At 63.2% G+C, this 21,593-nt stretch carries 16 protein-coding genes and 2 pseudogenes; 10 read left to right on the forward strand and 8 right to left on the reverse strand.

From position 1 onward, the window contains the following. Positions 1-220 precede the first annotated feature (220 nt). The 3 genes from G3N62_RS01030 to G3N62_RS01040 all read left to right on the forward strand — a co-directional run bounded on the left by G3N62_RS01030 (position 221) and on the right by G3N62_RS01040 (position 2,672). A complete protein-coding gene (locus G3N62_RS01030; RefSeq protein ID WP_034191954.1) occupies positions 221-550 on the forward strand; it encodes an H-NS histone family protein in 330 nt (109 codons plus the stop codon). 272 nt (positions 551-822) lie between these two features. After that, the gene (locus tag G3N62_RS01035) at positions 823-2,070 is read left to right on the forward strand and encodes an MFS transporter (RefSeq protein ID WP_124670065.1); all 1,248 of its coding nucleotides are present in this window, start codon (positions 823-825) and stop codon (positions 2,068-2,070) included. Beyond that, positions 2,067-2,672: a DNA-binding protein gene (locus G3N62_RS01040; protein WP_034191952.1), complete on the forward strand. Its 606-nt coding sequence runs from the start codon at positions 2,067-2,069 to the stop codon at positions 2,670-2,672. Before G3N62_RS01035 ends, G3N62_RS01040 begins: the two co-directional genes overlap by 4 nt. 95 nt (positions 2,673-2,767) lie before the next feature. On the opposite strand, the pseudogene G3N62_RS01045 reads toward G3N62_RS01040, so the two are convergent. After that, a pseudogene (locus G3N62_RS01045) lies at positions 2,768-3,013 on the reverse strand (polyamine ABC transporter substrate-binding protein); the annotation flags it as partial. Between the two features lie 188 nt (positions 3,014-3,201). Beyond that, positions 3,202-5,385 (reverse strand): TonB-dependent receptor, encoded by a 2,184-nt coding sequence (locus tag G3N62_RS01050; protein ID WP_206141129.1) that lies wholly within the window; start codon positions 5,383-5,385, stop codon positions 3,202-3,204. A gap of 431 nt (positions 5,386-5,816) precedes the next feature. Between G3N62_RS01050 and G3N62_RS01055 the strand changes: the two genes are divergently transcribed. The 4 genes from G3N62_RS01055 to G3N62_RS01070 all read left to right on the forward strand — a co-directional run bounded on the left by G3N62_RS01055 (position 5,817) and on the right by G3N62_RS01070 (position 12,224). Then, positions 5,817-6,965, forward strand: coding sequence for an efflux RND transporter periplasmic adaptor subunit (locus tag G3N62_RS01055; protein ID WP_124670062.1), 1,149 nt, complete (start codon positions 5,817-5,819; stop codon positions 6,963-6,965). A gap of 13 nt (positions 6,966-6,978) precedes the next feature. Then, positions 6,979-10,071, forward strand: coding sequence for an efflux RND transporter permease subunit (locus tag G3N62_RS01060; protein WP_034191948.1), 3,093 nt, complete (start codon positions 6,979-6,981; stop codon positions 10,069-10,071). Beyond that, positions 10,058-11,527 carry an efflux transporter outer membrane subunit gene (locus G3N62_RS01065; protein WP_241012815.1) on the forward strand — a complete coding sequence of 490 codons (1,470 nt, stop codon included), beginning with the start codon at positions 10,058-10,060 and terminating at the stop codon, positions 11,525-11,527. The genes G3N62_RS01060 and G3N62_RS01065 overlap by 14 nt, the downstream gene beginning before the upstream one ends. 124 nt (positions 11,528-11,651) lie before the next feature. Further along, complete coding sequence (locus G3N62_RS01070; protein WP_080288027.1) at positions 11,652-12,224, forward strand: transcriptional repressor; 573 nt, start codon at positions 11,652-11,654, stop codon at positions 12,222-12,224. Between the two features lie 103 nt (positions 12,225-12,327). Here the strand turns inward: G3N62_RS01070 and G3N62_RS01075 are convergent, their stop codons facing one another. Then, complete coding sequence (locus tag G3N62_RS01075; RefSeq protein WP_034191946.1) at positions 12,328-13,167, reverse strand: helix-turn-helix transcriptional regulator; 840 nt, start codon at positions 13,165-13,167, stop codon at positions 12,328-12,330. Positions 13,168-13,393: 226 nt separating this feature from the next. Here G3N62_RS01075 and G3N62_RS01080 point away from each other — a divergent pair, with 226 nt between their 5' ends. From G3N62_RS01080 to G3N62_RS01090, 3 genes and pseudogenes are all read left to right on the forward strand, one after another. Next, positions 13,394-13,804: a hypothetical protein gene (locus G3N62_RS01080; protein WP_049036741.1), complete on the forward strand. Its 411-nt coding sequence runs from the start codon at positions 13,394-13,396 to the stop codon at positions 13,802-13,804. A gap of 83 nt (positions 13,805-13,887) precedes the next feature. Further along, entirely contained in the window at positions 13,888-14,460 is a 573-nt protein-coding gene (locus G3N62_RS01085) for a cupin domain-containing protein (protein WP_059562337.1), read from the forward strand. A gap of 162 nt (positions 14,461-14,622) precedes the next feature. Then, a pseudogene (locus G3N62_RS01090) lies at positions 14,623-14,844 on the forward strand (ISNCY family transposase); the annotation flags it as partial. Positions 14,845-14,909: 65 nt separating this feature from the next. Here the strand turns inward: G3N62_RS01090 and G3N62_RS01095 are convergent. The 5 genes from G3N62_RS01095 to G3N62_RS01115 form a co-directional block, all read right to left on the reverse strand. After that, positions 14,910-15,635: an OmpW family outer membrane protein gene (locus G3N62_RS01095; RefSeq protein WP_124670061.1), complete on the reverse strand. Its 726-nt coding sequence runs from the start codon at positions 15,633-15,635 to the stop codon at positions 14,910-14,912. Between the two features lie 212 nt (positions 15,636-15,847). Beyond that, complete coding sequence (locus G3N62_RS01100) at positions 15,848-17,809, reverse strand: acyl-CoA synthetase (protein ID WP_124670060.1); 1,962 nt, start codon at positions 17,807-17,809, stop codon at positions 15,848-15,850. Continuing rightward, positions 17,806-18,762 carry a fumarylacetoacetate hydrolase family protein gene (locus G3N62_RS01105; RefSeq protein WP_034191941.1) on the reverse strand — a complete coding sequence of 319 codons (957 nt, stop codon included), beginning with the start codon at positions 18,760-18,762 and terminating at the stop codon, positions 17,806-17,808. Before G3N62_RS01105 ends, G3N62_RS01100 begins: the two co-directional genes overlap by 4 nt. A gap of 36 nt (positions 18,763-18,798) precedes the next feature. Further along, complete coding sequence (locus G3N62_RS01110; RefSeq protein ID WP_124670059.1) at positions 18,799-19,869, reverse strand: VOC family protein; 1,071 nt, start codon at positions 19,867-19,869, stop codon at positions 18,799-18,801. Between the two features lie 7 nt (positions 19,870-19,876). Beyond that, a complete protein-coding gene (locus G3N62_RS01115) occupies positions 19,877-21,589 on the reverse strand; it encodes a bifunctional 3-(3-hydroxy-phenyl)propionate/3-hydroxycinnamic acid hydroxylase (RefSeq protein ID WP_124670058.1) in 1,713 nt (570 codons plus the stop codon). Positions 21,590-21,593: the final 4 nt, after the last annotated feature.

Raw genomic sequence — 21,593 nt, forward strand, 5'->3', positions numbered from 1 at the left:
CGGCGCCTGACTTGCCGCAGCCGTTCGCCGTGCCTGTTCGTGCGCGACGCCGGCCCGGTCCTGCCTGTCAATGACGCGCGACGTCGTTTAGTGCGCATCGCGCAAAGCATGCCGGCTCGGGCGGACGATTCACATATTTGACAGCACCGATCGGCGGAACTTCGTGATAGGTTCGACCATCGGAGTTTTTTGCAAAAACATGCCCAAAGAGGATGAATACATGACCCAGGCCCTGCAGGAACTCGAAGCACAACTTCGGGACCTGAACATCAAGCTGTCGGATGCGAAGCAGAAGGAGAAGCAGGCCGCGCTCGCGGCATTCAAGGAGCAAGTCGAGCTGTTGGGCATTTCGCAGCAGGAAGTGTTGAGCGCGCTCGGCTACATCGTCCAGCGAAAACGCAAGGCGCCTGCCAAGTACTACGATCCGACGACCGGCCGCTCGTGGTCGGGGCGCGGCCCGCGGCCGAAATGGCTCGAAGGCAAGGATCTCGAATCGCTCGCCGTCGACCGCGAGGCCAAGGCCTGGTGGCCCGGCGACGACCAGGGCTGAAGCCGGTCGAGCCGCCCGGCGGCGCGGCGCCGTCCGGCTCGGGCCGGCAGGCCCGCCGGTAACCCCCGTCCGTCAATCTTTTTCATCCGGTGTCCGGCCTGGCCGCGACATCGCCGGCCTCGCCGCCGACACCGGATCGACGTTTCCTCCGTTTTCCCGCCTTGCCTGCCATGTCCCGCTTGCCGTTGCGGCAGCGGCGCCGATGCGCGCCCGCGCCCGTCGTCGGCGCACACAGGCCTTAGAATGTCGCCGGACATTCGTGGCAGGACACCATGGCAGCAAACATGAAATCTTCGACGCTCGACGGCCCGTCGGCCCCGCGCGTGGAGCAGGTCGGGTCGTACGCGTGGAAAGCGCTGGCCGGGTCGGCGATCGGCTATGCGATGGACGGCTTCGACCTGCTGATCCTCGGCTTCATGCTGCCGGCGATCACGGCGGCGCTGCAACTGACGCCCGGGCAGGGCGGCGCGCTCGTCACGTGGACGCTGATCGGCGCGGTCGCGGGCGGCATCCTGTTCGGCGCGCTGAGCGACCGCTACGGGCGCGTGCGCGTGCTGACCTGGACGATCCTGCTGTTCGCGATCTTCACCGGCCTGTGCGCGTTCGCGCGCGGCTTCTGGGATCTGCTGGCCTACCGCACCATCGCGGGCATCGGGCTGGGCGGCGAGTTCGGGATCGGCATGGCGCTCGCGGCGGAAGCGTGGCCGGCGAGCAAGCGCGCCCGCGTGTCGTGCTACGTCGCGCTCGGCTGGCAGGCCGGCGTGCTGCTGGCCGCGCTGCTGACGCCGCTCCTGCTGCTCCACATCGGCTGGCGCGGCATGTTCCTGGTCGGCGTGCTGCCCGCGCTGCTCGCGTGGGCGATGCGCAACAAGCTGCACGAGCCGGCAGCGTTCGTGCAGCGCGCGACGCAGCCGACGTCCAATGCGTTCCGCATGCTCGTCGCCGACGGCCGCACCGCGCGCACGAGTCTCGGCATCGTGATCCTCTGTTCGGTCCAGAACTTCGGCTACTACGGGATCATGATCTGGCTGCCGACCTTCCTGTCGAAGCAGATGGGCTTCTCACTGACGAAGTCGGGGCTGTGGACGGCGGCGACGGTCGTCGGGATGATGATCGGCGTGTGGGTGTTCGGGCAGCTGGCCGACCGCATCGGGCGCAAGCCGACGTTCCTGCTGTACCAGCTCGGTTCGGTCGTCACGGTCATCGCGTATGCGCGGCTGACGGACCCGACGGCGATGCTGTGGGCCGGCGCGCTGATGGGCATGTTCGTCAACGGGATGGTCGGCGGCTACGGGACGCTGATGTCGGAAGGTTATCCGACGGCCGCGCGCGCCACCGCGCAGAACGTGCTGTGGAATATCGGCCGCGCGGTCGGCGGCTTCGGCCCGGTCGCGGTCGGCGCGCTCGCCGCGCACTACTCGTTCCAGACGGCCATCGCGCTGCTCGCCGGGCTCTACGTGCTCGACATGGTCGCGACGTTGTTCCTGATTCCCGAGCTCAAGGGCGTCGAACTCGAATGAGCGTGGCGCTCGCGCGCACCGCGACGATTTCACCGGAAACCACGATGCAACAGAAGAACAGGACGATCGGCGTGATGGGCTCGGGCAAGGAGCCGTGGCTGGCGTTTTCGGAGCCGCTCGGCGCATGGCTCGCACAGGCCGGCTTCAATCTGCTGACGGGCGGCGGGCAGGGCGTGATGCTGGCCGTCGCGCGTGCGTTCGCCGGCGTGCCGGGGCGGGCCGGCCGGTCGATCGGCATCCTGCCGACGCAGGCCGATCCGGTCGCGGGCTTCGTGCCGCTCGACGGCTATCCGCATCCATTCGTCGACATCCCGATCCTCACGCCGCTGCCGCGCCGCGAACCCGATGCCGATCCGCACACGATCAACCGCAACCACGTGAACGTGTTGAGCAGCGACCTGATCGTCGCGTTGCCGGGTGGGCCCGGCACGGCGCAGGAAATCTCGCTGGCGCAACACTGGCGCAAGCCGCTCGTCTGCTTCGGGCCGGACGGCGCGTTTCAGGCGCTCGCGGTCGATGCCGTATGCACGTCGTCGCTCGACGACGTGATCCGGTTCGTGGAGGCGGCGTTTGCGGCGGAGCGCGCGCGGGCGACGAGATAGCTCGCGCGAGCGGCTTCGACGGCGGCGGGTTGCGCTTTCGATGCGGGCGTGCCTGCGGCGCATGCGGCCGCAGGCACGGTTCGGTGCCGTCCACGTCCCGTTTTCAACCGCGCCCACAGCCGGTTCCGCAGCCGGCGAATCTCGTGCGGCATCGGCTTGAGCCGCGTCATCCTGCCCGGCACCTCGTCGGCCGGATACACCAACGGATCGCGCGCGACGGCCGGCTTCACGTACTGGCGGGCAGCCTTGTTCGCGGTCGCGTAGAACGCCGCGTTGGGGATGCCCGCGTTGACCTTCGGATCCTGCCGTAAGTTGATCCATTTCAGCGCCGCGTCGAGGTGGATCAGTTCTGCTTGGGCATCAACAACGAGAGATCTGATTGAACGGGTCCGGTCGCGAGAAGGGATCAACAAATCGGCGAGATATGCCATGAACCATTCCGAATCTTTCCAATCCGAGGTGAGCGTTTTAACGTACTCAGATGATGAGCTGCGGCGGCTAGATGACGAGATGCCCATCCTGGCGGCAATCAAAAGTTTTTTGTCAGGCCTGCCCCCAAGGTGCGGCCGCGACCGACCGAAACCAGTTGCATGCCGTTGAACAGGTTGCCGAAGGTTTCATAGCGTTTGTCGAAAAGATTGCGGCCGAACAGATAGACTTCGAGATCCTTGTTCTTCCATCCAATCCGGGCATTCACCAGGCTATAGGCGTCAAGGTAATAAGATTTGTCGATATCTGCGGTGCGCTTGCCGGTATATTGGTATTGAAGGTCGGCGGAGAGCGTGCCCGGCAAATGAATTGCCTTGGCTGAGGTTTCGTATTGCAGCCCGGCCGTCGCCGTCCAATTCGGTGTGTTCGGAACGGGATTGCCGGTGACCGTATTGACCGCGGCGCCGTTGGCGCCGAGTTCGCTATGGATGTAGCCGACGCCCCCGGAGAAGCTCAAGCCTTCAGCGACGAGCGCGCGCGCCTGCAACTCGAAACCACTGGTCTTGTAGTCCTGGTATGTCGTCCGAAAGGCGCCAAGCGAAGGATCGAGATAGGACATGACACCGTTCTTGATGTCGTTGTGATAGACGCTGGCATCGATCTGAAGACGATGGTCAAGAAGATCGGCCTTGACGCCCGCTTCGTAAGTCCACCCCAAAGCGGCCGGATAGGGGTTGCCCACGATGCCGTCGACCGGATAGCTAAAGAGCGGGTACACCCTTGACGCGTGACCACGAGCCACCGACACGTAGCTTTGAATGTCGTTCGTCCACTTGAAGGACAGGGCTACCCGACCTGTCGGATAGGTTTGCGACGTGGAGTTGGAGCCGGTCAGCGAAGCGAGGCCCAGGGAGTTGTCCTGCTTCATCTCGATATTGTCATGGCTTACCCGACCGCCGATCGAGAACTCCCAGCGGTTCGCAAAGGGGATCGAAACGTCCCCGAACAGTCCTAGATTGGTCGTGTCGAGATTGCTTTTCATCGCGACTGAGCCGGAATACGGAGGCGGCGCGCACTGCGTACTGCTGCACCAGCGTATGCCGTTGGTTCGCATGGCACTGGCACCGACGACCCAGCGAACCGGGGCACCCTCGATTGAATTCAGCCGAATCTCCTGGCTGAAGATGTTCTCCTGATCCGTCGAGTGGCCCACGTTACTGGATGCGGGAAACCCGATCGCGTCATAGACAAGTTTGTCCACGAGATCGAGTTCGCTTTCCAGCTTGTTGTGCTGGTAGGAACTGATGGAAGTGAGCTGGAAATTCTTGAAAAAATGCTCGACGGTCACGGTGGCGCCCGCTTGCGTTGTCTTCAAGTCCGGCTCGGTCAGGATGCCACTGGTCGGAAACTGATTGGCGCTACGCAGGATATAGAGCGGGGAGTTGGCCTGATCATGCAGATAGTTGCCCGTCACTGTGATGAGCGTGTCGTCCAGCCCCGTGAAGCGTAGTCCTCCACGGAATGCACCGATGTCGCGCTTGCCCAGCTTGTCGGTGTAAAGGCTGCGTATATCGCCATTCTCATGGCCGTAACGGATCGCCATCCGTCCGTCAAGTTGCCCGGGCACGATATTGCCGCCAAGAACTGCCTCGCCCATGCGATAGCCGTGTTCGCCGACCTCGGTTGTCACGTGAACATCCCGAGTTCCGTCAGGCTGCTTCGTGACAACGTTGATGGCGCCACCCAGCGTATTGGTTCCCCATAGCGTGCCTTGGGGACCGCGCAGCACTTCGATATGGTCGACGTCAAGCAACATGTTCGACGCGCTCATCATGCTGTTCGGCACACCATCGACATTGAATGCGATCGTGCCATCGGCGTAGTTGGCAGGCGTCCCAAGTGAACTGACACCGCGAATCGAGAACCACTGGGAGCCTGTGGCGCGGCTGACCCATTGGACATTGGGCGAATGGCCGGCGATAGCCACACCCGGATCGAAGGGCGATTCCTTCAAGGTCTTCGCTTGCAGAACCGTGATGCTTTCAGGCACATCCTGAAGGCGTTCGGTCGTTTTCCGGGCGGTGACCGTGACGGGCTCAAGGACGGTGCTCTCTGCGCTCGATGCCGACGTGCCGCTATCCGGCGACTCAGTGGTTGATTGCGCTTGCTTTCCCTCGGTAGCGAACACGTCCGGAGCAGCGACGGCGACGGCTGCGGCAATCGTTGCGTTGAGCAATGTATGTCGGACGGTACGCAAGCCACACGCCGGGAGCCTTTCGCGCATCGCGTCGATCGAGCCTGAACTTCTGCCAAGGGATTGATGAAAGGGAGAGCGACGTACCGCGCATTGCCCTTCAATATGAGGCGTGCTAGACATTAAACGAGACTCATTTGCATTATCGGGACCGTCAATTTACCGATTCGCCGACACACCTCCGTAGCGAGATTTGGCCAATTCCTTGTTCAATCAGGCCAAGTGGATGTCTTTCCATCGAGATGGCCGTATTGCGAAATAAATTGACTAGATTTCGCAATGTAGAAGTGTGGCTGCACGGGTAGGCTGCGCCTCATCGTGGCCTGCCATGCCTGTTCTCTGGCCGGCCGAGTACTTCGTCCTTCCCGAGGAATACCCGTGCACTCACATATCATCGGTAGATCGGCCATGCGCGGCCGTTCAAGCGCCATCTCGAGCCCCTTTGCTCAAGCGGGGCGCGCATGAGCACCGCCGCTCTCTCCCGTACCAAACCCATTGTCATAAGCGTTGTTGGGCTGGCCGTGGTCTTCGGCCTGCTGTATGCCTGGCGCGCTGTTCGAAGCGGCGGCGCGGAACAACAGGCCATGCCGCCGATGCCTGTCTCGACGATCCGCGCAGCGCCACGCAGTGTGGCCGACGAGTGGCAGGCCGTTGGCAGCCTGCAAGCCGTGCATGAAGTGCTGCTGGCTCCCGATACCTCGGGGCGGGTGACCGCCGTCAATTTCAACGCAGGCCAGTCCGTGAAGGAAGGGGCGGTGCTGATTCAGCTCTACGATGCCCCCGAACAAGCGGATCGTGCCGCCGCCGTGGCCAAAGCCGATTTCGCCCAGTTGCAACTCAGGCGTTCGCAAGCGTTGGCACCTACCGGCGCGGAACCGCGCGAATTGCTCGAACAACATAAGGCGGACGCTGCCCAGACTGCCGCGGCAGTCCGGCAACTGGACGCACGCATTCAGCAAAAGGCGATTCGCGCGCCGTTCTCCGGTCAGTTAGGTATCCGACGGATCAACCTGGGTCAGTATCTCAATGCCGGTGACGCGATCGCCACGCTGACCCAGCTCGACCCGCTCTATGTCAACTTCACGTTGCCGCAGCAGGACATGCCCAGGCTGACGTCGGGCGCACCGGTTCAGGTCACGGTGGATGCTGTGCCGGGGAGGGTGTTCACCGCCAGGATCAGCGCCATCGAACCGCGTATCGATGGAGAAACCCGCAATGTGGCCGTTCAGGCGCTGTTGCCCAATGCCGACCGGGTGCTGAAACCCGGGATGTACGTGACGGCGCGGCTGGTATTGCCTGCCACGACCGACAATATCGTATTGCCGCTGACGGCGATCCAGACTTCGGCCTCTGGTGACAGCGTGGTGGTCGTGAAAGGGGCCGACGCGCAGGGAGTCGGCAAGGCGATTGCCGTGCCGGTCGTCACCGGCCGCCGGCTCGGGGAGGAGGTTCTCGTATCCCAAGGCGTCAAGCCTGGCGACATCGTGGTGATGGCTGGCCAGAACCGTCTTCCGCCCGGTGCGACCGTAAAAATCAACGGCACGCCCCCTTCGGCAACGGCGACACCTGACGCCCCGGCCGTTGTGTCCTCCAGCGCCAGCGCGCGGTAAAGGAAACCACGCCATGCGCTTTACAGACATCTTCATCCGTCGACCCATCCTGGCACTGGTCGTCAGCCTGCTCATTCTGCTGATGGGTGCCACGTCGATTTTCCTGTTGCCGGTGCGGCAATACCCCTATCTCGAAAACGCCACCATCACGGTCAGTACCACGCTGCCCGGGGCAACCCAGGACGTGATGCAGGGTTTCGTGACCACGCCGATCGCGCAGTCCATCGCCACGGCCAGCGGTATTGAATACCTGAGTTCGACCACCACGCAAGGCAAGAGCGAGATCAAGGCGCGATTGGTGCTCAACGCCAACGCTGATCGCGCGATGACCGAAATTCTTGCCAAGGTGCAGCAGGTCAAGTACCAGTTGCCGGCGGGCATTACCGATCCGGTCATCAGCAAGTCCACCGAGGGCGGTACAGCGGTGCAGTACATCGCCTTCTACAGCAAGACGCTGTCGATCCCGCAAGTGACGGATTTCGCATCGCGGGTTGCGCAGCCTCTGCTCACCAGCATTCCGGGGGTGGCCTCGGCGGACGTCTATGGCGGCCAGACGTTGGCCATGCGCATCTGGATCGACCCGGTGAGGTTGGCCGCGCGCGGGCTGTCGGCCGGCGAGATATCGGCCGCGCTGCGCGCCAACAACGTGCAGGCCGCGCCGGGCCAGCTCAAGAGCGCGCTGACCGTCACCAACATCAGCGCCGCCACCGATTTGCGCAGCGTCGAGGACTTCCGCCAGATGGTCGTGAAGTCGAGCCCCGGCGGTGGCGTCGTGCGGTTGTCGGATGTCGCCACCGTGGAAATAGGCGGCCAAAACTACAATAGCCTCTCGTTCGCTACCGGCATACCCGCGATCTTCGTCGCCATCCAGCCCACGCCGGCCGGGAACCCGCTGGAGATCGTCAAGCAGGCCAACGAACTGCTGACCAGGATTCGTGCAATGGCGCCCCCGGGACTGACGGTAGCGCCGAACTACAACGTAGCGCGCTTCGTCAATGCTTCGATCGAGGAAGTGAAACACACGCTGGTGGAAGCCATCGTGATCGTGATCGCGGTGATCTTCCTGTTCCTCGGCACGTTCCGCGCGGTGATCATTCCGGTCGTCACCATTCCGTTGTCGCTGGTCGGCACCGCTGCGTTGATGCTGGTCTGCGGTTTTTCGATCAACCTGTTGACCCTGCTGGCGATGGTGCTGGCGATCGGTCTGGTGGTGGACGATGCCATCGTCGTGGTGGAGAACATCCATCGACACATTGAGGAGGGGCTGACGCCGGTGCGCGCGGCCCTGCTCGGCGCACGCGAAATCGTCGGGCCGGTGATCGCCATGACTATCACGTTGGCGGCGGTCTATGCGCCAATCGGCATGATGGGTGGACTGACCGGCGCGCTGTTCAAGGAGTTCGCCTTCACATTGGCCGGCTCGGTCATCGTCTCCGGCGTGGTCGCGCTGACGCTCTCGCCGGTGATGAGCTCGATGCTGCTCAGTTCCAGGCAGGGAGAGGGGCGGCTGGCGAAGCGGGTCGAACACTACATGGAAGGGCTGACGGCGTTCTACGGGCGCCTGCTGGCCCGCACGCTCGCCGCTCGCGGTGCGGTGCTGCTGGTTGGTGTGGCCGTGCTGGCCGCCATCGCGGTGCTGTTCACCGGCACCCGCCGCGAACTGGCGCCGACCGAGGACCAGGGCGCCGTCATCGTCGTCACCAAGGCCCCGCAATATGCCGGCGTCGGCTACACCGCCCGCTATGCTCAGCAGATCGAAAAGCTGTTCGAGCAGATTCCCGAGTTCGACAGCAGCTTCATGAACATCGGCGACTCCGCCGGTGGCCAGAACATGATGCTCGGTGGCGCGATCCTCAAGGACTGGTCGAAGCGCAAGCGGTCGGCCACCGAGATCCAGGGGCAGATTCAAGCCGCCGGCGGCGCCATCGACGGCGAGACGTTGACCGCCGTGCAGTTGCCCCCGCTACCGGGTTCCAGCGGCGGCCTGCCGGTGCAGATGGTGCTGCGCTCGCCTGACGACTTCAAGACGCTGTACGAGACCGGCGAGAAGATCAAGGCAGCGGCCTATGCCAGCGGTCTGTTCCTCTACGTGCAGAACGACCTGTCCTACGACAGCCCGCAGGCACACATCACGATCGACAATGCGAAGGCCAGCGAAATGGGGGTGACCATGCAGTCTGTCGCCGATACCCTTGCCGTGCTGGTCGGCGAAAACTACGTCAATCGCTTCAACTTCCACGACCGCTCCTACGACGTGATCCCGCAAGTGCGCGGCGCCGAGCGTATGACACCGGAAGACCTCGGGCGCTTCTATGTCAAAACGACCTCCGGCGCACTGGTGCCATTGTCGACCGTGACGCATGTCGAGATGCGCCCGCAAGCGAACCAGCTCACCCAGTTCGGCCAGATGAATTCGACCACGCTCGAAATGCTGCCGGCGCCGGGCGTGAGCATGGGCGAGGCTGTGAAGTTCCTGCAATCGCAGCCGCTGCCGCCCGGCACCAGTGTGGACTGGCTCAGCGACAGCCGCCAGTTCGTGCAGGAAGGCAACCGCCTGCTGGTCTCCTTCTGCTTCGCATTGGTGGTGATCTTCCTGGTGCTGGCCGCGCAATTCGAGAGCCTGCGCGATCCGCTGGTGATCCTGGTGACGGTGCCGCTGGCGGTCTGCGGCGCGCTGGTGCCGCTGTGGCTGGGTTTTGCCACGCTCAATATCTACACGCAGATCGGATTGGTCACCTTGATCGGCCTGATCTCGAAGCACGGCATCCTGATGGTCACTTTCGCCAACCATATCCAGCACCACGAAAACCTGAGCCGCATCGAGGCGATCGAGAAGGCGGCGGCGGTGCGGATGCGTCCCGTGTTGATGACCACCGCGGCAATGGTCGCCGGCCTTGTGCCGCTGTTGTTTGCAGACGGCGCAGGCTCGGCCAGCCGGTTCTCCATCGGCATCGTGGTGGTGATGGGCATGATGGTCGGCACCTTCTTCACACTGTTCGTACTCCCCACCATCTACAGTTTCATCGCCAAGGATCACCGGGGAACAGCGGAAAGTTCTCGCGCCCGTGAACTCGCTACTGCGGAGGCTCCCGATGTCGCTCTTTAAACCGGTTCCCGCGATGCCTGTTGTGTCGCGTCCGGCGACGCTTCCCTCTCCACGCGCAGCCTTCTTGGCGATGGCCGTTGCCGTTATCACCGCAGGTTGCGCCAGCGGCCCCGATTACCACGCGCCGGCCTTACCGGAAACCGCAGCAGGCCCGTTCGTCAGTCACCCGTCCAATACGGATGTTGCCGAAGCACTGCCCGCGAACTGGTGGAAGCTGTATGACGACCCCGCGCTCGACAAGCTGGTGCAGGAAGCCTTGTCGGCCAATCCCAACCTGCGCGTGGCGATGGCCAACCTCGATCGCGCGCGGGCCATCTACACGGAAGCGCGCAGCGGGCAATTCCCTTCGACCCGTATGTCAGGAGGCGTGGGATACGGGCGCGATCAGACCACGTGGTCCGGCACCGGCCAGGCCCCCGCGCAATGGAGCTACAGCGCTGGCCTCGACGTCTCCTATGAACTCGATCTGTTCGGTCGGGTCAGGCGCGACATCGAGGCTGCTCGCGACGACACCGATGCAATCGCCGCCGCCTACGATGCCGCCAGGGTAGTTGTTGTTGCGGAGACGACGCGGGCCTATGTGGACGCCTGCAGCTACGGTGAGTCCATCGGCGTGGCGCGCTCGTCCGTCGAACTGGCACAGCGCAGCCTGGATCTCATCGACAGCCAGGCGCGCGCGGGCTCGGCGTCGCATCTGGATGTGGAACGGGCGGGTGTCACGCTGGCCCAGGCCCAGGCCGCCTTGCCGCCCTTGCAAGGCCAGCGCGAAGCCGCACTGTTCGAGCTGGCCGCGTTGACGGGGCGCACGCCCTCGCAAGTGCTGGAACCGGCGCGTGCCTGCACCAAGGCTCCCGAGATTTCCGGTGCGTTGCCGGTCGGCGATGGCACGGCGCTGCTGCGCCGTCGTCCCGACGTGCGGCAGGCCGAGCGCCAACTGGCGGCGGATACCGCCCGCATCGGCGTGGCCGTGGCGGATCTCTATCCACGTGTCACGCTGGGCACCTCGGGTAACTACCTGCGCAACGACTACCTGAAAGGCAATCGCACCTTGTCCTTCTCTTTCGGGCCGCTCATCTCGTGGACGTTCCCCAACATGATGGTGGCTCGCAGTCGCATTGCGCAGGCGAAGGCACAAAGCGCGGCGTCGCTGGCCAGCTTCGACGGTGCCGTGCTGAATGCACTGAAAGAGTCGGAGCAATCGTTGAGCGCCTATGGCGCGGCGATGCAGCAGCGCGATGCGCTGGCAGAGGCGCGTGACCGTGCCGAGAATGCCTTCCGGCTGGCCGACCAGCGTTACCGCGCCGGCTCCATCAGCTACCTCGACGTGATCGTGGCACAGACCGGTCTGATCGACGCGAAAGCCCAGGTGGCCGCTGCTGACCAGCGAGTCGGTTCTGCGCGAGTCAGCGTATTCAAGGCGCTTGGCGGTGGCTGGGAACAGGCCAGTACGCAGTAATGCTCGAGGGCATCGGCGCGTGGGCGATCTCACCGTCGCGCCGATGTCTGATGCCAACCATTAGCCACGCGGCTCCGCGTTGTCGCGAACGACCGGAGGTCCGGCATAGCGAAGGAAGACGGATATGGACCCGCACGACGACCCGCCTCGGATCATTGACCTGATTACATCATTCGGCAGCAAGAGCCCGCCGTCTGGCAAACACACGATGAAGCACACCACAGCAGCCTGTCCGGCGACCACACCGCCGATGTCGTCTCAGGAACAACGATTGGCGGCCAGCCGACTGCGACCGACGATCGCTCGTACCCGTGTCCTGTCCGTACTGGAACAGGCGGCGCCGCGCTGTCTCGATGCCAGTCAAATGTATCGCATCCTCTGCACGCAACTCGACAGCCTCAAACCGGCCTCGATCTACCGTGCGCTGAATGATTTATGGACCTCCGGCTTGCTGGTCCGTACGGAGGGCGCACAAGGCCGCGCACTCTACGCGCTCAAGCCGGACAGGAAGAACCTTCAGAACGACACCGTGCGCTGCCACTGTGGCGCGCGGTTGGTTTTTATCGAGGACCGGGCTTTGCACGAGCATCTTCGATCGCTGGCGACCAAGGAAGGCTTCGATCTCGACAAGGAGCCAGCTTTTACCATCACCGTGACGTGTGCGGAATGTCGGTCGTTCCGCAGGAGAAGAGAGTAGGCGACTTTAAACCGAGGTCGCCCGATCTGACGGCGGCTCGCCGCTTTTTGCTGCCAAGCGTCCATGCTCGGTGGACGACGGCACGCTCCCGTCAAGGTGAGACTTAATCGGGAAGCATGATGCCGCGTACGGCGGCAGACTGCGCGGTTGTCGTTCGATCGGAAAGGTATCGTGCTGGCGGCTTGCCTACCGCCTTGCGGAACATGGTGATGAATCCGCTGGCATTTTCGTAGCCCAGTTCCAGCGCCACCGTTTGCACGCTTTCGCCGATGGTCAGGCGTTGAAGCGCAAGGATCACATGCAATTGCCGGCGCCAGCGTCCGAAGCTCATGCCGATTTCGTGCAGCAGAAGCCGGCTCATGCTTCGTTCGCTCATGCCAATGCGGGTAGCCCAATCGCCCTTTGAGGTTTTGTCGGTAGGATCGGCCAACAGCATTTCCGCGAGTCGGCGCAATCGCGGATCACGCGGCATCGGCAAATGCAGGTCTTCTACCGGCGCCGCCGCCAACTCATCTAGCAACGCGGCAATCAGTCGGTCTTCCCGGCCGCCCGACGGGTATGACGCGGGGAAGCCGGCCACCTTCAGAAGCAACTCGCGCAACAATGGCGAGACGGAGATCGTGCAGCAGGTTTTCGGAAGATCCGGTGCGGCATCAGGCTCCACGAACAGGCAATGACATTCGGTTTCACCGGATCCCCGTGCCGAGTGGGGCAAGTCTCCCGGTATCCATACCGCGCATTGCGGCGGCACGATCCAGACACCGTTTTCGATTTCGCAGTTGAGGATGCCACGGACGGAGTAAAGCAGTTGCGCCCTGCGGTGCCGATGCCTCGCATGTTCCCAGCCCTTGGCTACCGACATGGCACTCAGGGCGACAACGGGACGGGGCAGGTTGTCCACGTCCTTGGCCACGGTCGGATCGGTGATGGCAATGCTTGACATGATGCGTATCGGGCTTCGGATCCAAGATGAGGCGCTGGCCTAATTGAAAAACATTATGGCCAACTTGTGCAATGACGTCCAGCCATTCCGTCGGTATCGTGTGATTGACCATGCTGGTCGTTCTGCTCGCCAGGGCTATTGCGCTTCCGGTCCGGAGGGGTATCCCATTTTCTTGACGAGGTAGGGCCGCCAGCTATTTCCCGTGAAGCGCCGAAGGAGTATTGGCATGTTGATTGACGCCTCGAAGTTCCCCTTGGTCTGGATGCGGCTGAACGCGCCAGGCACCGACCCCGCAGCCTCGCCTTTTGCCGAGTTCGAGGGATTGCTCGCACGGAAGGAAGTTTTCGTTTTACTCAACGACGAGGGGCTTGATCAAGGCGAACACGAACATTCGCCGGAAGAAAGGAAGCAAACCTCGCTTTGGATGAAACGCCACAAGAGCGAATTGCGAACCTTCGTCAAGGCAGGGATCTACATCGAACCGAATACCGCCAAGCGACTGGCGGCCAAGGCGTTCGCTCTGGTCTACGAAAAATTTTGGGGCTATCCCATGCTCACGGTTGCGACGAAAGACGAGGCGCTGGCCCTGGCGCGGAGGTTGTTGCTGGGCGAGCAAACGGATGCATGGTCGCACTAGGCCCGACTAACTGAGGGCGGTCGGTATCGGTGGACGGCAACGCGTTAAGCGGCGGTACGGTCACCGAAGAAATGAGGCAGGTCATGGCATCGAAACCCGTCGAAACCCGGAACGTCGTCTCCGTCGGAAGCAAGATCCGATCGCTGCGCCAGCGCCAGGGCCGCACGCTGGATGACATCGCGATCGTCTCACATCTTTCGAAATCCTTTCTTTCTCAGGTCGAGCGAGATCACGCCAGCCCGTCGATCACTTCGCTCGCGAGCATCGCGAAAGCGCTGGGCGTGTCCGTCAGCTATTTCGTCGATACGCCGACCGAGGAAGGCCGTGTGCGCCGCCATAAGGATTTGCAGTACTTCGCCTTCGCCGGTTCAGCCGATCTGCTCGCGCGCCTGTCGAATCAGTCGGGCGGCCGCCAACTCGAAGCGATTCTCGTGCGCATGCCTCCCGGCGAGCGACCAAGCAAAGTGACCACGCACGCATGCGAGGAATTCGTGCATGTGCTCAGTGGTGAAGTGACGATCACGCTCGAAGGCAAATCGTTCGTGCTCGGCGCAGGCGACAGCGCGCACTATGAATCGACAATTCCGCATCTCTGGACCAACACGCGCGACGACGAAGCCGTGCTGGTCTGGGCCGGCACGCCGCAGCTGCTCTGACTGGCGCGCGGCGCGGCAGGACTTGCTTGCGCGTGAGGCGACGTCCTAAAGAGCTCGACCTTGCCTGGCAAGATGATGATGGGGCGGCTCAATATGCAGTCGCCGAGTCCAGTGCGAGGGGAGAAAGTGTCCAATCCCGAGCGGCTATCGGCGGGTGCCTGGGGGGCGTTGATCCAGATCGACGGCTGCGATCATCGATGGTGCGAGGAACGGGCGCCGGCCTGCACGCTGCTGGTGTACGTCGACGACGCGACGAGCCGGCTGACGATGTTGCACTTTACGCAAACCGAATCGACCTTCGGCTACTTCGAAGCGACACGAGCGTACATCGAATGGCACGGCAAATCTGGGGCGTTCCACAGCGACAAGGCCGCTGTGTTCCGCAATGTGAAGTCAGGTAAGACCGGTACCGACCGGAGCACGCGTTCGGCCGTCGACGTCGCCCGCGATCAGAAGCGGTATCCGACCGAAAGGAACGTCACGATCGGATTGACCCGGAATTTGCTGGTGCTCGTGACCGTGCCGACGGACGACCGGGTCGTCAGCGTGGCGCGTGTCGATACCCACGAATACGCCACCGACGCGTTGATCGACCAGCGAGAGTCGATGTTGTAGGTCAGGCCGCCGCTGACGACGGGCGCAAAGGACTTGCTGAGCGACACGGACGTCGGCCCCCCGAGCGCTGTCCCAGCGGTCGGCGAAAAATAGATCTGCCCGGTGGAGACAGGATTGCTCAGCTTGATGTTGCTGAACCACGTATAGGTGACGCCGGCGCCCAGATACGGCCTGAACCGCGCATTCGGCTGGCCGAAATAGTAGTTGAAGAGGATCGCGGGACTCCACGCGCGTGCAGTGCCCAGTTCCCCGATACCGCTGAGCGTGCCCGCACCGTTCAGGCGCCATGTCGGCGGAACGCCCATGACCATCGTCGCCGCGATATGGTCGGTCAAGAAGTACGTTGCGGTCAGCCCGAACGTATCGCCGCTTGCGATCTCCCCACCGCTGCCGGTCATCACTTGTGACCGGCCGAGCGCATTGACGGTCAGCGGATCAGCCGACCCCTGCGGGGCAAAGTGCGACCAGCCGGCATTGACTACCCACTGGCCGGCTGATTGCGCGTGCGCGCCAGAGATGGCCGCGAGCAGTACGACGGTTCCTGCGCTCATTCGTTTCATGATTGTCTCCAGATTTTGGTGTTTGTGTTCAGGAATCGTGAAACCTGTCTTCATCCCCGTGCGCCAGACGTGACGCGCGGGCGGGTCCTGCGCGGATGAAGCGCGACGCCAAGGGCATCGGGTTCTTCTTCGGTAATCAAAAGATCTTTCAGTAATTTCGGATTCCGAACATATTTGTTTAATCCAACGTCAAGCATTCCGAGAATCGACAGTCACTGATGTTCGGGTTCGACCGACGTCGAAAAGGCAAACGGGAAGCGACCCATCACCGTATGGGTCTTCGCTATCTGCGCGCGATCGCTCAGCGCCACATGCAAGGCGAGCCCGCACGACGGGTCGTCCGCCATGCTCACTCGGGCACCCTCGATGCCGGCATCGTTCAGCGCGGCGATCAGCGCGTCGAGCGTCTCCCGTCGTTTGAGTTCGGGCTTGAAGATCTTGCCGACCGCCGTGAGCGGCATTGCCTCGACGATATGAATCCGCTTCGGTAGCGCGGCACGCTCGCCGATCAAGCCGCGTATGAATGTGTCCAGCTCCGTCTCGGTTGCGGTTGCGCCGGCTTTCAACTGCACGTACGCGACGGGCAGCTCGCCTGCATGCACGTCGGGACGTCCGATTGCCGCAGCGATTTGCACTGCCGGGTGGCGGTGCAGCGGCTCTTCGATCGTCGCCGGATCGATGTTGTGACCGCCCCGGATGATGAGTTCCTTGCGGCGGCCCGTGAGCCAGAAGTAGCCCTGCGCATCGCGCCGCGCGAGATCCCCGGTGTTGAGCCACTGCCGGCCGTCGTCGAGATCGAGCCACAAGCTCTTGTTCTGATCTTCCTGAAGATAGCCCGCGAAAACGTTCGGCCCGGAAATCGTCAGCACACCGACTTCGTTCTCGACGCAATCGCGCACGTAGCGGCCGGCGTCGTCGAGTATCACCGCCTTCATCATCTGGCCGGGGATGCGCAAACCGATCGAACCGAGACGCCGTTCGCCGCCCGGCGGATTGACGCTGCTTACGCATGCGCCCTCGGTGAGCCCGTAACCTTCGAGGATCCGGACCCCGGTGCGATCCTGGAACGTGCGGAATACTTCCACGGGCATCGGCGCGGCACCGCAGAGCCCATACTCGAGCGAGTCGATATTCCAGCCGTCGACGGGCACGTCGAGCAATGCCGAATACAAGGTCGGTACCGCGCTGAAGAAATTGATCCGGTGTTGCTCGACGATTTCCCAGAATCGTTTGACGACTCCGTCGCCGCGATAGCCCTGTGGCGTACCGAGCACCACATGTGCGCCGCGCGAGAACGGCACCAGGCCGGTTGCCAGCACGGCATTGACATGGAACAGCGGTAGTCCGCAGAAAACGGTTTTCCCCGGGCCCATCCCGGTACCGACGACCTGCCCGACGCTCCAGGCATTGGCCACCTCGTTGCCGTGCCGGCGAATCGCGATTTTCGGCAATCCCGTCGTGCCTCCCGTGCAGAAGTAGGACGATATGTCGTCGGCTTCGAAACGCCGTGAGGCCAGCAGCGCATCACCGGATTCGCGCGCCATCGCAGCGTCGAAATCGTGGATCGCGATGTGGCGCGGAACGGCGCCGCGCAGACCCGCGCGCCCGTGCAGCCGTTTGCATTCGCGGCGCCCCATCACGCGCGCCGCCATTCGGCGCCAACCCCGCACGCGCTCGGCCAGATCGATCAGGACGAGGCTTTGCAGCGACGGCACCTGGCTGAGGATGGGCTGGATCTTCGACCAGATATCCGTTCCCGGAAAGGGCGTCAGCGTCACCAGCACTTTTGTGTGTGCGGCCTTGAGCAGCGATGCGATTGCCGGCCCCTCCAGCAACGGATTGATGGCGCATACGATCCCGGCCGCTTCGCCTCCCCAGATGACGAAATGCGTCTGCGGCAAGTTCGGCAGCACGTAGGCAACCACCGAGTGGCGATCGATGCCCAGGCGCGAAAACATGTTCGCGGTCCGGGTGATATCCCGCATAAGCTCCGAATAAGTCCAGCGCGATGGCTTGCGATGATCGTCGGCGCGCAGGAAAAACGACAAGGCCGGCGCGGTCGGGTCGATCGCCGCACCACGGCCGATCATCTCGTAGGTGCTGGCTGGGAGGTCGGCGGGCGGCCCCTGGTTTTCGATCCGCAGCACGTCCGCTTCGGTTGCGATGGCGTTCATGCGAGCTGGTCCACGATTCGGTTGCGTTGCACACCGAGGTCAATCGCCCCGTCCCTGCTCCGGATCCGTGATTCGACCAGATCCCCGGCCTTCAGATACTGCGGACGCGCGGCCTGAACCTTCGTGAAAATCCGCCACTTCACGTGCTCGGGCAGCAACGCGGCAATTCGTTGCTTCGCCGGCGACGGAATGCTGAGCGCGCATCCGGAAGGCGTGCCCGTTGCAAGCAAGTCACCGGCGTTCAGATCCTGAACACCCGAAAGCTCGGTGAGTGTTTCGGCTGGACCGTATACGAGGTTCCCGGTCGAATCGCTCTGCCGGACTTCCCCGTTCACGGTCAGTGTCAGCGTCAGCGTGCGCAGCCGCGCGATATCGCTTGCCTCCAGCAGGCACAGATACGGCCCCACCGGCCCGAACGTTCGATAGCTTTTCCCTTTGTAAAACTGCATCTGGGGAATCTGGATATCGCGTGCGGAATAGTCGTTGACGATCACGAGGCCGGCCACGTACTCGTGCAGGTTCTGTTCCGTGATGGCTTGCCGGGACGTGATATCGCGGCGAAGCACGAGCCCCAGTTCGATCTCGTAATCCAGAAACTGCACATGTTGCGGCCGGATGACGTCGGAATCGGCGGCGACGATGCAGCCGGTCGCCTTCGTGAAGATCATGTTGAATGACTTCGCGTCCGGATTCATGCCGGACTCGATCATGTGCTGGCGATAGTTGGCGCCCTGACAAACGAACTGTTGATTGTGCGTGACCGGCGACAGCCACTCCACGTCCGACTCGGGAATCGTTTCTCCGCCGAGCGCGGCGAGTTCATCGATCCGATGTGCCCGCACGAATTCGCCGGTCGTCGGGTAGTCGCCCGGTATCGGTGTGATCCGGTGATTCGTCACCACGCCCCATTGGGCGCGCCCCTGATGCCGATAGTGCAAGACGTGCAATGCCATGAAGATGCCTCGAACAGGTCTGAGTGAAGATGAAAGTCACGCAAACAGTTTCGCGAGCGTGCGCAGCTTCGCGAAGGTGACGTCCGGACTGGTCCGGAGGTTTCGGATGAGCGATGCGATGCTTGCGGCAGTGATCTTCGGTTTGGTGAAGCTGCGCGGCATCCGGGGGCCCCACTGCGACATCGCTTCACGGCTGACTTCGTGGATGCCCGTGGCCACGTCCGCCGTGAACATGTCCCCATCGCAATAGTGTTCGTGCTTGTCGCCCCAAGGATCCTGCCAATAGTCGAAGACCTGGCTACCGAGAATGTGGCGCCCCATCCCCCATGCGTGCGTCCATCCTTTGTCGCTCAGCAGACGCTGCCCGATCCCCACCGCGTCCGCGTCAACCAGCTCGAATGCCGAGTGGCTGTAGAGCGCTGCGAATCCCTGTGCCAACGCGAGGGTATGGTGATCCGCGGGTATCGCCCCGCGATCGAGTCGCAGGAACGCGACGGCGGGCGATCCATCAGGCAACACCTGAACGTCGCTCGGGATGAAGCCGAAGTGAGACGTGTACCACGCACAGGTCGCCTGGAAGTCGGCGAGTTCGAGCACGACATGACCGAGGCGAATCACTTCCGGCACCTCCGGCGGCGGACGCTGGGTATCGTTCACACGAACGATGGAATCGGGCGAGTTGAACGGTAACGCCGACCGGTGCGGCAGGGCGCCGGCCCGCGCTTGTCCCGCGACTGCGTCAACACGAAAACCCGATGGATCGACGAGCGTGACTCGATGCCCGCCGCCGGGCCACGGTGACGGCTCCACGTCCGATGCGCCCGGCACGTGGGCAAGCTTTCGCAGTGCGTCGATGTCGTCAACTTCAAGCCCGAAGCCGACGAAACGGTTTTTTTCAGCGCGCCGGACGACGTAGCAGAACGGCGTGGCGGCGGTGCCCCGGAGGAACAGATATTCGCCGTCACGGGATACGGTCCGCAGGCCGAAATCGTTGAGAAATCGTTCGGCCCGTTCGAGATCGGGACGCTCGAACATCAAATAGGACAGTGCCCGAGCCTTCGTCGTTGGTCGGGGGTTCCGTGCGGGTTGTGCAGTCGTGAGCTTCATGGGGGCCTCAGGAAGTCGGCTGGGCAATGTGACCGGATAGCGACGACAAGGAGGTGCGCGCACCCAGCAATTGCAGGGATTCGAGAACGAGGCGGGTCGAGTCGGCCACCGGGCCTTCGTGCAGGACCGTTTTGTCCGGCCGAATCACGGCCGCCCAGCCAAACCGCACGACACCCGGCATGAACGTGCCGTCCAGGTCCTCCCAGCCGTCGTTCTCGATGCGATGAAGGCGCTGCCCGCGGTGCACGACTTGCACCACGACACCACCCGCCGCAATCAACGCGGCTCGCGCGCCGGCGTCGAGTTCGACGTCTGGATCCCGTCCGAATCCGATCAACGCAAGACCGCTGCCGAACACGTCGTCGCTCAGGCGGATCGCCCCATCGTGCTTGCGCAGCCATCCCTGCGGAAGCACGGCGCCGCGCACGAGCCGCGTGGTCGAGCAGCCGGGGACGAACAGGCCTCTGCGGAACGCATTCTTCGGCTTGATCCCGAGCTCGTCGAAGTGATTCCGTAGCGGCGGAACGAGCCGCGTCAATCGCATCAGACCGTGCGTGAACAACGCGATCCCGGCATTTCGTGGCATCACGAGCTTCCCCATGAATTTCGCGACGCCGATCATTGCCTTGGCATGAGGTCGGCGTTCCTGATCATAGGAATCCAGAATTTTAGGGGTTGCTTGGCCATTGACGACCCACGCCAGTTTCCAACCGAGATTCGCGGCATCGCGCAGGCCGGCGACGAGCCCCTGGCCGACGAACGGCGGAGTGATGTGGGCGGCGTCGCCCGCTAGGAAAACGCGTCCTTTGCTGAAGGTCCTGACGGTTCGGGCATGAAAACGGTACACGGCCTTGCGTTCGATCACCATGTCCTGGATGCCGCCCCACGGTGCGAGCAGTTCGCGGATGCGTTCGTCGGATTCCATCTCCTCTCGCGTCTCGTCGGGATGGAGCATGAACTCCCAACGCTCGCGCCCGCCGGGAGCGGTCATATGAGGCGTCGGCCGCCGGTGGTCGCAGAGGAACTCGACATGGTCGATCGGTCGGCGCACGTTTCGCGCGTCGACGATCAACCAGTCTTCCGCGAACGTCTTGCCCTTGAACTCCTGTCCGATCAACTGGCGCACGATCGAGCTGGCACCGTCGGCGCCGACGACGTAGCGGGCGCGCACGACGTGCCGCACGCCCTGCGCGCTGTCGAGCGTGGCGGCGACGTGATCGGCGTTCTCGTCGAGCGAGACGAGCGTTACACCGAGCGCCATTCGGGCGGTGCGGTGTGCGGTCAGTCGGGCGCGCAAGCATCGCTCGAGGTCCGGTTGATAGAACGTCACAAGCTTCGGATGGCCATCGATGCTCCCGAGCGTATTGATGCGCCCGAACTCGCCGAACCACGGCGAGCGCATCCGGACGTACGGAATCGCCACCGTATCGAGGTCGGCTTCGTTCACCCCGACGTACTGCAGGATGCGAAGCGCATCGTTGTCGAGCGCGATCGCACGCGGCGCCATGAAGATCTCCGCCGCCCTGTCGACGACAAGCACGCGCACGTCGTCCCGGCCAAGCAACGCGCCGATCGTCGCGCCGACGGGACCGCAGCCCACGACCAGCACGTCGACGTCCGACGGCAAGTCGCGCCCGCCGGCACGGCTCGCGGTGTCGTTGCCTTCATGGACGCCCGACTCGCACGTCAGTTTTGTCTCCGCCACCGTTCTGTCTCCCATTCTT

The organism is Burkholderia sp. Tr-20355, assembly GCF_017104685.1.
GTDB classification, from domain to species: Bacteria; Pseudomonadota; Gammaproteobacteria; order Burkholderiales; family Burkholderiaceae; genus Burkholderia; species Burkholderia seminalis.

Bases quoted from the DNA above. Each gene is read 5' to 3' on its own strand.
- G3N62_RS01040 (WP_034191952.1), top strand. From the start codon at position 2,067: ATGAGCGTGGCGCTCGCGCGCACCGCGACGATTTCACCGGAAACCACG.
- G3N62_RS01110 (WP_124670059.1), bottom strand. From the start codon at position 19,869: ATGAAGCTCACGACTGCACAACCCGCACGGAACCCCCGACCAACGACG.
- G3N62_RS01050 (WP_206141129.1), bottom strand. From the start codon at position 5,385: ATGCGCGAAAGGCTCCCGGCGTGTGGCTTGCGTACCGTCCGACATACA.
- G3N62_RS01075 (WP_034191946.1), bottom strand. From the start codon at position 13,167: ATGTCAAGCATTGCCATCACCGATCCGACCGTGGCCAAGGACGTGGAC.
- G3N62_RS01065 (WP_241012815.1), top strand. From the start codon at position 10,058: ATGTCGCTCTTTAAACCGGTTCCCGCGATGCCTGTTGTGTCGCGTCCG.
- G3N62_RS01030 (WP_034191954.1), top strand. From the start codon at position 221: ATGACCCAGGCCCTGCAGGAACTCGAAGCACAACTTCGGGACCTGAAC.
- G3N62_RS01055 (WP_124670062.1), top strand. From the start codon at position 5,817: ATGAGCACCGCCGCTCTCTCCCGTACCAAACCCATTGTCATAAGCGTT.
- G3N62_RS01115 (WP_124670058.1), bottom strand. From the start codon at position 21,589: ATGGGAGACAGAACGGTGGCGGAGACAAAACTGACGTGCGAGTCGGGC.
- G3N62_RS01100 (WP_124670060.1), bottom strand. From the start codon at position 17,809: ATGAACGCCATCGCAACCGAAGCGGACGTGCTGCGGATCGAAAACCAG.
- G3N62_RS01035 (WP_124670065.1), top strand. From the start codon at position 823: ATGGCAGCAAACATGAAATCTTCGACGCTCGACGGCCCGTCGGCCCCG.
- G3N62_RS01085 (WP_059562337.1), top strand. From the start codon at position 13,888: ATGGCATCGAAACCCGTCGAAACCCGGAACGTCGTCTCCGTCGGAAGC.
- G3N62_RS01070 (WP_080288027.1), top strand. From the start codon at position 11,652: ATGGACCCGCACGACGACCCGCCTCGGATCATTGACCTGATTACATCA.
- G3N62_RS01095 (WP_124670061.1), bottom strand. From the start codon at position 15,635: ATGAAACGAATGAGCGCAGGAACCGTCGTACTGCTCGCGGCCATCTCT.
- G3N62_RS01105 (WP_034191941.1), bottom strand. From the start codon at position 18,762: ATGGCATTGCACGTCTTGCACTATCGGCATCAGGGGCGCGCCCAATGG.
- G3N62_RS01060 (WP_034191948.1), top strand. From the start codon at position 6,979: ATGCGCTTTACAGACATCTTCATCCGTCGACCCATCCTGGCACTGGTC.
- G3N62_RS01080 (WP_049036741.1), top strand. From the start codon at position 13,394: ATGTTGATTGACGCCTCGAAGTTCCCCTTGGTCTGGATGCGGCTGAAC.